Origin of the sequence: Streptomyces sp. NPDC002884, assembly GCF_040295245.1 — a bacterium.
Taxonomy (GTDB): Bacteria; Actinomycetota; Actinomycetes; order Streptomycetales; family Streptomycetaceae; genus Streptomyces.
In genome coordinates this window covers 115,763-125,988 of sequence record NZ_JBEOVB010000007.1, presented here as the reverse complement: position 1 = coordinate 125,988, position 10,226 = coordinate 115,763, and the positions used below count along the sequence as shown (strand labels likewise).

Below are 10,226 nucleotides of genomic sequence, written 5' to 3'. Positions count from 1 at the left end.
TTGGTTCTGGTTGCCCTGGCCCCCGCCTTGGTTGCCCTGGCCCCCGCCCTGGTTCTGGTTGCCCTGACCGCCGCCCTGGTTGCCCTGGCCCCCGCCCTGGTTGTGGCTGCCCTGGCCGTTCTGATTGCCCTGGCCGCCTCCGCCCCCCTGGTTCTGGGTGCCCTCGAAGCCGTCGCCGCCCTGGTTCAGCCAGTCGGACGAGCCGTCGTCCTGGGAGGTGAGGCCGTCGCCGTCCCAGTCGTCGGCGAGCGCCGGGGCGACGGCCGCCGTGGCGGCGAGGGTGCCGGCTGCGGTGAGTATGGCGATGCGGGTGAGAGCGGTGCGCAGGGGCATGGCGATACCTCCATGAAGAGGGTGAAGCTGACTAATCGCCACATTAGGAGCGGTTCGCGCGAGCCGCCCGTCACGCTGCGCCATCGGGGAGGCCGCTCCCCGCAGGAGGCGTCTGAGGGAGCGTCAGTGTCGCCACCGCACCGCCGTCCGAGGCGTTGGTGAACGTCAGCCGAGCGCCCAGCACCTCCGCCTGTCCGACCGCGATTGTCAGCCCGAGCCCGTGTCCCCTGGCCCCGCCCTCGGTACGGAACCGCTGCGGCCCGTGCGTGACGAGGTACTCCGGATAGCCGTCCCCGTGGTCCCGCACGGTGACCACGGGCCCGTCCACCGTCAGGACGACGGGCGACCGCCCGTGCCGGTGCGCGTTGGCCAGCAGATTCCCCAGCACCCGCTCCAGGCGTCGCCGGTCGGTCTCCACCCGCGCGTCCCGGACCACCGTCACTTCGGTGCCGGTCGCCGAGGCCCCGGAGGTGTCCGAAGCCTCCGCCGTCCGTATCACCCGGGCCACCAGCGCGCCCAACTCCTCGGCGTCCAGCTCCAGCCGCTCCCGCCCGGTGTCCAGGCGGGAGATCTCCAGCAGGTCCTCCGTCAGCGTGCGAAGCGCCGCCACCCGGTCGCGGACCAGCTCGGTCGGCCGTCCCGGCGGCAGCAGTTCCGCCGCCGCGTGCAGCCCGGTCAGCGGCGTGCGCAGCTCGTGCGCCACGTCGGCGGTGAACCGCTGCTCGCTCAGCAGCTTGCCCTGGAGCGAGGAGGCCATGGAGTCCAGCGCGACGGCGACGGCTCCCACCTCGTCCTGCGGCCGGCCCGGCTCCTTCGTGCGGGGGTCGTCCACGCGCGCGTCCAGGTCGCCGGCGGTGATCCGCCGGGCCACCTGCGCGGTGGTGTGCAGCCGCCGGGTCACCCGGGTGACCGCGACGGCGCCGACCAGCAGCGTCGCGCCGATGGCCAGGACCGACGACCACAGGATCGCGGTGTCGAGGGCCTCGATGGTGCGGGCGCTCTGCGAGTAGTCGACCGGGACCGCGAGGGCCCGCGCACCGTCGGCGGGGCCGGCCGCCCACATCGTCGGGCGCCCCTCGTGGTCGGCGACCATCGTGCCGCGCTCGCCGGCCACGGCCAGCGCCCGCAGCGACGCGGGCAGTCCCGGCGGATCGAGGCGCGCGCCCCACGCCAGGGTGTCCCCGGCCTCGAACGCCGCCGTCGCGTCCTTCAGCCGGGAGAGCGCGAGGTCGCGGGCCTGTCCGACGGTCTGGTTCGTCACCGAGACGTGCACCAGCACGCCGAGGAGTGCGGCCAGCGCACAGCACATCACCGTGATGAAGACGGCGGCCTTCACGGCGAGCGTGCCGGCCCACGAGGGGAACGCGAGCCTCATCGGCCGCTCGCCGACGCGGAGGAGGGGGCGGAGGTGGAGGTGGAGGTGGAAGAAGAGGCGGCGGAAGCGGAGGAGGAGGCGGAGGCGGAGGAGGAGGTGGATGGGGTCGGGGACGCGGAAGGCCGGGGTGAGTGCTTGCGGCCCCCGATGCGCAGCATCTCGTCGTGGGTGAGCAGCATCGCCCGCTGCTGCTGGTCCCAGGTCCACTGGAGGCGGTACTCGTAGCCCGCGACCTCCGAGGGGGCCCGGATGATCACGGACCGTCCGGCCAGCTCGACCCCGCTCACGGCGTCCTCGTAGGCCATGACCTGGACGAGTCTGTCCTTGCGCGCGGTGTAGACCCGGACGGCGGTCAGATTGCCGGGCAGTTGCCGGAAGCCCAGCGTCAGGTCGGCGCGGCCGTCACCGGTGAGGTCCCGGTAGTACGCCTCGAGCACGGGGCACCGGCTCCCCGCCGCCCCGCCCTTGCCGCAGTCGGCCATCCGGCGGGCCGTCTCGTCGTAGGACCCCGGTCCGTAGTCGCCCGGATGCGCGGCGATCTCCGCGCGGACGACCGCCACCGGGTCCACCTTGCGGATGTCGCCGCCGGGCACCGTGACGCCCTTCACCACCTCGGTGTCCACCTCGCCGATGTCGAAGGCCGGACTGGAGGCGGGGGTCAGATCCGGCCACAGCTTGTCCGGGCTGATCGCGGTCGGTGTCGCCCCGGCGCCCTGAAGCTCACCCGCGTCGCCGCACCCCACGGCCACCGAGGCCAGCAGGGCGACGGTGACGGCGGCCAGCACACCCCGGGCGGCACGAGAAGGACGAGACGCGCGGGAGGTGACGGAGGGGCGAGAGGTGCGGGAGGTGACGGAGGTGACGGAGGTGCGGGAGGTGCGACGGCGGGGCACGGGACTCCTGTGACTCCTCTGGCGATACGACGGTGTCAGGCCCGTACACCTTATTCGTAAGGAAGTCCGTTTTGCGTACTGGTGGGCCAGGGGTGGGGGTGCGTGGGAGGTGCCGGGGTCCCGGCCATGGCGAAACGATTATTCGGCCAGTTCCTCCAGGAGCCTGGCCGTCGGCAGCCCCGCCCGCAGGTACTCCACGAACAACTCGTTGTGCAGAGCCCACGGAGAGCGCCGCGACCGTATCAGCCGGATCGCCTCCTCGGTCGAGTGCCCCCGGCGCACCAGAGTGTGGGCGATGACCAGGCCCGAGCGGTTGTAGCCGCTGTAGCAGCGGACGAGGACCGTCCGGCCGTCGTCCATCGCGTCTCCCGCGGCCCGGGCCAGCCGGATCACCCCGGCGAGCTGGGTCCCGTCCAGCGGACCGTCGGGAATCGGCCACACATGATGCTGCACCCCGGGATCGGGCCCATGTCCCTGCCGGGCCCGTGTCAGCGTCTGGACGAGATCGAACTCGCCCCGCACCACGGCGAGTTCCACTTCCCCGGAGCGTCCCCGGAACTCGTGCCCGCCCATCCACAGGCCGGGCACGATCTCGCTCCACGGACGGTCCGGAGGCGGTACGTCGAGTTGCTTCCTGCGGGTCCGCAACGGCGCCTCCCCAAACGCACTGCCCAGTCCCTGCCCAACTCCCCTCGAAGGTAACCGCCTTCTTGCCCCCGGAGCGCCCCTCCTGTTCCCATGGTCGTGGGGTGATGGTGCATGAACGGACTGCGCGTCATACCGACCCGGCGACATGGCCAGGAGCGGCTCTACGTATGTCTCACGGACGGCAGGAACATCGCCTGGTACGACCGTGAGGCGGCCAGGATCAACCTGATCGGGGAGAGCCGCAGAGAGGACGTCCTCGAGGCCCTCGGCCCCTTCATCACCGGCCCGGTCACGGTCGGCCCGCCCCCGGTCCCCACACCCGCCGAACTGGCCCGGCTCTCCCTCCACCCGGACGACGACCTGGCCCCCAACCGCCCCGGCGAGGCCCTCCTGATCGACCTGGACCGCGACCCGGGCCCCGCCCGCCGCCTCCGGACCGACCCGCGCCGCCGCGCGCTGGAGGCCGAGCAGACCGTCGGCGTGGCACTGGACCGGCTCGACGGCGCCGGCTGGCACACCCTGCACTCCCTGCCCCTCCCCGGCGGGGACCGCGTCCACCATCTGGCCATCGGCCCGGCGGGCCTGTTCGCGATCCACACGCTGTACGCCCGCAAGCATCGGGTCCGGATCTCCGACCCCCTGGTCGGCCTGGGCCGCCGGGACCCGGAGCCGCTGCTGCGCCGGGTGCGCGCCGACGCCGACCGCGCGTCCCACGCCCTGACGGCGGAGGTCCGCCCCGTACTGGCCCTGGTCGGCCCGACGGACGTCTCGGTCACCGTCCCCCCGCGCGAGGTCCGCGTCCTGAACGACACCGACCTCGCCGACCTGGCCCGGCTCGGCGGTGTACTGAAGCCGGCCGACGTGGAAGCCCTGCACGCGATGGCCCGCGACCGGGGGACGTGGGCGAGGGTGTGACACGGCAGGTACCGGTGCGCACCGCCGACCCGTCCGGGGGTGCCTTTCCGGCCCGCCGTCCGGGGCCGCCTCCCTGGCCTGCCGTCCGGGGGCGAGAACGGGAGCGTGCCGGACGGGGCGAGAAACAGGAGTGTGCCGGACAGGGAAGGAGCGGGAGTGTGCCGGGCGAGGCGAGAACGGGAGTGTGCCGGACAGGGCGAGAAACAGGAGTGTGCCGGACGGGGAAGGAGCGGGAGTGTGCCGGGCGAGGCGAGAAACGGGAGTGTGCCGGACGGGGAAGGGGCGGGAGTGTGCCCGGCGGGGTGAGGAAAGGCGGTGGGCCGGAGAGCCGGCTCACGGCAACGTTCCCGCCCGCCCCGCGTCGAGCAGCGGCGCCAGCAGATCCCCGAAGTCCTGAACCCGCGGAGCGATGTCGGAGGCCGAGAACGTGAGCGTCCCGGCGGACCGGCACTCCTCGACCTCCTCCCAGGTGACCGGCGCCGACACGGTCGGCTCGGCCCGTGCCCGCAAGGTGTACGGCGTCGCGGTCGTCTTCCGTGCCGCGTTCTGACTCCAGTCCACGAACACCTTCCCCGGCCGCAGACTCCGCGTCATCCGGTGCAGCACCAGCCGGGGCATCGCCCCCTCCGCCTCCACGGCCAGCTGCTTCGCGTACTCCGTGACCCGTTCGGAGGAGGCCCCCCGCACCGCCGCCAGCAGATGCAGCCCCTTCGACCCGGACGTCTTCGGCAACGCCTCGATCCCGTCCGCCGCCAGCCGCTCCCGCAGCCACACCGCGACCTCGCAGCACTCGACGACGGTCGCGGGCGTGCCGGGATCGAGGTCGAGGACGAGCCGGTCGGCGATCTCGGGATCCTGGATCACCCACTGGGGCGTATGGAACTCCGTGACGAGGTTCGCCGCCCAGACCAGAGTCGCCAGATCCTGCACGACCACCATCCGGGCGGGCCCCTCAGACCGGGGCACCTCGGCGGTGGTGACCCATTCGGGCGTCCCCGGCGGCACGTTCTTGGCGAAGAAGATCTGCCCGTCGGGCCCGTCCGGGTAGCGCAGGAAGGACAGCGGCCGGTCACGCAGATGGGGGAGCAGGGCGTCGGCGACGGTCGCGTAGTAGTGCAGTACCTCGCCCTTGGTGAAGCCGGTCGCCGGATACAGCACCTTCTCCAGATTGCTGAGCGCGAGCCGTCTCCCCTCCACCTCCGTGATCGGCGTCATACGATGAGAATCACATGAAACCATCACATAAGGCTCATCCAGGAGGGCGCTGCACGTGAGATCCATTTGGAACGGCGCCATCTCCTTCGGCCTCGTCAGCATCCCGATCAAGCTGGTGAACGCCACCGAGAGCCACTCGATCTCCTTCCGCCAGATCCACACGGAGGACGGCGGCCGCATCCGCTACCGCAAGGTGTGCGAGCTGGAGGACCGCGAGGTGAGCTCGGCGGAGATCGGCAAGGGGTACGAGGACGCGGACGGCACGATCATCCCGATCACCGAAGAGGACCTGTCCCACCTGCCGCTCCCGACCGCCAGGACCATCGAGATCGTGGCCTTCGTCCCGGCCGACCGGATCGACCCGCTCCAGATGGACGCCGCCTACTACCTCCAGGCCGGCGGCGCCCCGGCGGCCAAGCCGTACACGCTGCTCAGGGAGGCGCTGAAGCGCAGCCACAAGGTGGCGATCGCCAAGTACGCCCTGCGTGGCCGCGAACGCCTCGGGATGCTCCGCGTGGTCGGCGAGGCGATCGCCATGCACGGCCTGCTCTGGCCGGACGAGGTCCGCGCGCCGGAAGGCGTGGCCCCGGACACCTCGGTCACCGTCCGCGACAAGGAACTCGACCTCGCGGACGCCCTGATGGACACCCTCGGCGAGGTCGACCTGGACGACCTGCACGACGAGTACCGCGAGGCGGTGGAGGAGGTCGTGGCGGCGAAGGCGGCCGGCGAGACACCCCCCGAGGCCCCGGCCGCGCCGCCCAGCGGCAAGGTGCTGGACCTGATGGCGGCCCTGGAGAAGAGCGTGCGCGCGGCGAAGCAGTCGCGCGGCGAGGAACCGGAGAAGGCCTCCTCGGGGACGGAGGAGGAGACGGGCCGGGAGACGGAGTCGGGCGCCGAGGTCAGACACCTCTCGCAGCGCAGGTCGGCCCGTACGGCGCCCAAGGGGACGGGCGGCAAGAAGTCGACGTCGACGGCGACGGCGAGGAAGTCCACGGCGACCCCGAGGAAGTCGACGGCGAAGACGGCGAAGTCGACGCAGCCGGCGAAGAAGACGACGGCGTCGAAGACCACCGCCGAAGCGAAGGACACGGCGGCGACGAAGACCACGGCGTCAACGAAGACCACGGCCAAGAAGTCCGCCGCGAAGAAGACGACGGCAAAGAGCGCGACGGCGAAGAAGTCCGCCGCGAAGAAGGCGACAGCCCGCAAACGCACGGCCTGACACCGCCCCCGGCTCACTCGCCCCACCGGCCGACGCGATCCGCCCGCCCTGCAAGGCTCACCCGGCCCATCGGCCGACGCGGCCTGCCCGGCCTGCAAGGCTCACCCGGCTCACCGGCCGACGCGACCTGCCCCACCTACAAGGCTCACCCGGCTCACTCGCCTCACCGGCCGCCTCAACTCGCCCGGCCTACAAGGCTCACCCGACTCACCCGACTCACCCGACTCACCCGGCCCGCTGGGCCCGCCCAGCATCCGTGGCTCGTCCAGCCCCCTGGCTCGTCCGGCACCTGACTCGTCCGACCCCTGGACCGTCCGGCCCACGCGGCTCATCCGGTCCGCCGGAACCGTCCGGCTTCCCCGTGTCACCCACCGACTTGTCCGGCGGCACGCTCGTCGAGGGGGCCTGGGAGAGGCTGTCCGACTCGAACGTCCCCTCGCCCCGCAGGGGGAAGGCTCCCGCGGCTCCCGCCGCTTCCGTCGCTCCCATGTCTCCCGCGAGGGAAGGCCACGCACAGCGTGCCCGCCGCCAGCCCCACGGCCGGCCACACCGGGAACTCGCCGCCGTACGCGAACCCGTGCCCCGCGAAATACGTCAGCGCCCAGACGCTCACGCCGAGCCCGGCCCATATCCGCCAGGCCGCCGGCCCCCGGATCCCCGCGCCGGGCCGTACGCGTACGTCCACGGAGGCCAGCCCCCGCTCCAGTGGCCGCAGCGCCCACACCACCCCCGCCAGGAGGCACGCCAGCACCAGCAGCCACGGCACCCGCAGTGCCCACCAGGCCGCCGAGCCGTAGCGGGGCTCGGGAGCGAGGCCGGTCAGATAGAACGCGGCGGCGACGATCAGCACCGGCACCATGTGCCAGAGGTAGAGCGCCATGCTGCCGGCCCCCAGCACCCGTACCGCCCGCCGCACCCGGGCCCGCTCCAGCACCCGTCGTACGGCAGGGGCGACCAGCAGGGCCACTCCCACCTGGGCCAGGCTCCACGCCAGCATGGCCGCCGACGGAGGATCGGTGTTGCTCAACTCCTGTCCGGTCACCAGGATCAGACTGACGGGAAACGGCCCGGGCCCGACCAGCAGGGCGAACCCCAGCCCGCCCCCGACCGCCATGGCCAGAGCCCGGACGGGCGCTCGCGCCGCCCGACCGTCGCCGCCCAGCAACCCGTCCCGCCAGCAGAGACCGAGCTGGTAGACGACACCCCACACGAGCAGGTAGTTGAGCGCCCCGATCGTCTCGACGACCGCGCCGCGCGCGGACGCGTCGCCCGCCGCCATGAGTGCGCCGACACCGAACCCGACCACGCCCATGCCCACCGGGACGCGCACACCCCACCGTTCGTGAAGGGAGTACAGGACCGGCGTCAGGGCGCTGAGCAGCAGATAGACCGGCAGGAACCAGAACTGCATGGCCATCGCCCACCCCACCAGCGCCAGGGTCGCGCGGTCCACGCCGAGCGCGGAGCACGCCCCGACGGCGATCAGCACGAGGCCGCTGTACACGGCCGTCGGCAGCAGCAGCCGTACCGCCCGCTGCCCCACCCATCCCGCCGGGGTCCCGCCGGCGGCCCGAGCCCGCGCCCAGGAGCCTCCGGCGGCATGCCCACCGGCGAGGAAGAACAGCGGCATGATCTGGAAACCCAGGGTCAGCCACTGCGTCCAGGGCAGGGTCGCCAGCAGTTCCGGGGCGGTGATCTCGCCGTCCGGATGCCGGATCAGCCCGGTGATCAGCCAGTGCCCCAGCACGACGAGCAGGATCGCCCAGGCCCGCAGGAAGTCGACGTACCGGTCTCGGCTCATACGTCGCATGCTGCCCGCCCCCCAACTCCCCTACGGCGACTAGTCCTTGTCGCAACCAACCCGTTCCCGGGGCGACACCCGTCGGCCCGTCGCCACCGGGTGGCCCGCTGCCAGGTGGCGTCGAGGGGAGTGCCGCACCGCCACCGCGCGTCGGCGTCCCCTCGCGTGCGCCCCTCCCCGCTCCGCCGCGGCAGGAGGCCACGCCACTCGACGCCACCCGTTTCGACCAGGTCCCCATGCTGACAGCCACCACTGACAACGCCCGCAGAGCCGAAGTCCAAGAGCGTCGACTACGCGTCGGGCATCTTGACGCTCTGAATGTTACCGGTAACATCGTTGTCCGTCGGAGCATCACCCGCACGCCCACGCAGAGGTGGGCCGTCCGCTCTCTGGAGTCCGCGTGACCGACCACCCCACGGCGCAGCGCACCCAGGCCGGCTCACCTGCGCCGGACCCCACCGACGGCACCGAGACCGTCACCGGCACCCCTGTCGGCCCCAGCGCGGGCACCACCGTCGGCGCAGCCACCGGCACCACCGTCGGCGTCGGCACCAGCGCCGCCCCCGGCCCCGTCTTCACCACGTCCGCCGTGGTCGCCTCCTGCGTCGGCTTCATGCTCATCGGCGCTCTCCAGGCGTTCTACGGCCCCGCGATCCCGGCCCTGCGCGAGGAGTTCGGACTCTCGCCCTCCGCCGCTGGGCTCGGGCTCAGCGCGCACTTCGTCGGCGGGGTCGCCGGAGTCCTCCTCTTCGACCGGCTGTACGGCCGTACCGGCAACCGGCGGATCCTCGCCGCCTCGTACCTGCTGATGGCCGTCGGCTCGGCGGGCTTCGCGGTCGCGCCGAACTGGCCCCTCGCCCTCACCGCGGCGTTCCTCGCGGGGTTCGGCTTCGGCGGTATCGACTACGGCCTCAACCAACTCTTCGCGGTCGGCTTCGGCCACCGTTCCACCGCGATGCTCAACGTCCTCAACGCCCACTTCGGCATCGGCGCGATCCTCGGCCCGGTCCTGATCGGGGTGGTGGGCGCCGAGCACTACCCCGTCGTCTTCCTGGTCTTCGCGCTCGCCAACCTGCCCCTGCTGTTCTGCCTGCGCGGCGTACGCGACAGCCCCCCGCGGCCGCCGCAGCCCTCGCAGCACCCCACGTCCACCGGGACGTCCACCGGCACGTCCACGCCGGCCGGCCGCGCCCTGCGGTCCGTCCTCGCCGTCTTCGTCACCCTCTACGTCCTGCACGTCGGCATCGAGGCGGGTGTCGGCGGCTGGGAACCCACGCACCTGGAGACCGTCGGTCACAGCGCCGGCGTAGCCGCCACCGCGACCTCCGTCTACTGGCTGATGATGACCGTCGGCCGTTTCCTGGTCGCCCCGATCGCGCTGCGCTTCTCCGCCCAGACCATCATCACGGTCTCCTGCGCGGGGATGACCGGCTGCCTCCTGCTGGCGGCCGTACCGGACCTGGCGCCCTTCGCCTACGCGGGTGTGGGCCTCTTCATCGCACCGATCTTCCCCACCGGACTGCCCTGGCTGCACCGGGCCGCCCCGCACGCCCGCCGGGCCGGCGCGGTCGTCATCGCCGCGTCCATGCTGGGCGGTGTCGCGGCGGGCCCGGCCCTCGGCAAGGTCATCGAGTGGTCCGGTGTCCGAGCGGTCCCGCTCCTCCTCGCCGCGGTCTCCGCCGTCTGCCTCGCGGCCACCCTCTGGCTGACCCGGGCGACACACCCGAAGTCCGCGCGATGAGCACCCCGCCGCCGCCCTGAGCCCCCGACCCGACCCGCCCCGAGCCGCCCCGCGGCACCGGTGGCCCGGGGCGAGGCGAC

General features: G+C 72.9%; 8 protein-coding genes and 1 pseudogene. 3 read left to right on the top strand and 6 right to left on the bottom strand.

Features of this window, described 5'->3' with window-relative positions; translation table 11 throughout:
• The 4 genes and pseudogenes from ABT070_RS17115 to ABT070_RS17100 form a co-directional block, all read right to left on the bottom strand.
• Positions 1-333: pseudogene (locus ABT070_RS17115) on the bottom strand (hypothetical protein); the annotation flags it as partial.
• Positions 334-403: 70 nt separating this feature from the next.
• On the bottom strand, positions 404-1,708 hold the full coding sequence (locus ABT070_RS17110) for an ATP-binding protein (protein WP_351760866.1): 1,305 nt from the start codon (positions 1,706-1,708) through the stop codon (positions 404-406).
• The gene (locus ABT070_RS17105) at positions 1,705-2,493 is read right to left on the bottom strand and encodes a hypothetical protein (RefSeq protein ID WP_351761443.1); all 789 of its coding nucleotides are present in this window, start codon (positions 2,491-2,493) and stop codon (positions 1,705-1,707) included. Before ABT070_RS17105 ends, ABT070_RS17110 begins: the two co-directional genes overlap by 4 nt.
• Before the next feature lie 246 nt (positions 2,494-2,739).
• A complete protein-coding gene (locus ABT070_RS17100) occupies positions 2,740-3,249 on the bottom strand; it encodes a protein-tyrosine phosphatase family protein (RefSeq protein WP_351760863.1) in 510 nt (169 codons plus the stop codon).
• Between the two features lie 111 nt (positions 3,250-3,360).
• Between ABT070_RS17100 and ABT070_RS17095 the strand changes: the two genes are divergently transcribed.
• Entirely contained in the window at positions 3,361-4,164 is an 804-nt protein-coding gene (locus tag ABT070_RS17095; protein WP_351760862.1) for a nuclease-related domain-containing protein, read from the top strand.
• A 333-nt stretch (positions 4,165-4,497) separates the two neighbouring features.
• Here ABT070_RS17095 and ligD read toward each other — a convergent pair whose 3' ends face one another.
• The gene (gene ligD, locus ABT070_RS17090; protein ID WP_351760860.1) at positions 4,498-5,379 is read right to left on the bottom strand and encodes a non-homologous end-joining DNA ligase; all 882 of its coding nucleotides are present in this window, start codon (positions 5,377-5,379) and stop codon (positions 4,498-4,500) included.
• Positions 5,380-5,434: 55 nt separating this feature from the next.
• On the opposite strand from ligD, the gene ku reads away from it, so the two are divergent.
• Positions 5,435-6,604, top strand: a complete 1,170-nt coding sequence (ku, locus tag ABT070_RS17085; protein ID WP_351760857.1) for a non-homologous end joining protein Ku — start codon at positions 5,435-5,437, stop codon at positions 6,602-6,604.
• A gap of 364 nt (positions 6,605-6,968) precedes the next feature.
• Here the strand turns inward: ku and ABT070_RS17080 are convergent, their stop codons facing one another.
• Positions 6,969-8,405: an acyltransferase family protein gene (locus tag ABT070_RS17080; RefSeq protein WP_351760854.1), complete on the bottom strand. Its 1,437-nt coding sequence runs from the start codon at positions 8,403-8,405 to the stop codon at positions 6,969-6,971.
• 613 nt (positions 8,406-9,018) lie between these two features.
• On the opposite strand from ABT070_RS17080, the gene ABT070_RS17075 reads away from it, so the two are divergent.
• Positions 9,019-10,146, top strand: a complete 1,128-nt coding sequence (locus ABT070_RS17075) for an MFS transporter (protein WP_351761441.1) — start codon at positions 9,019-9,021, stop codon at positions 10,144-10,146.
• Positions 10,147-10,226: the final 80 nt, after the last annotated feature.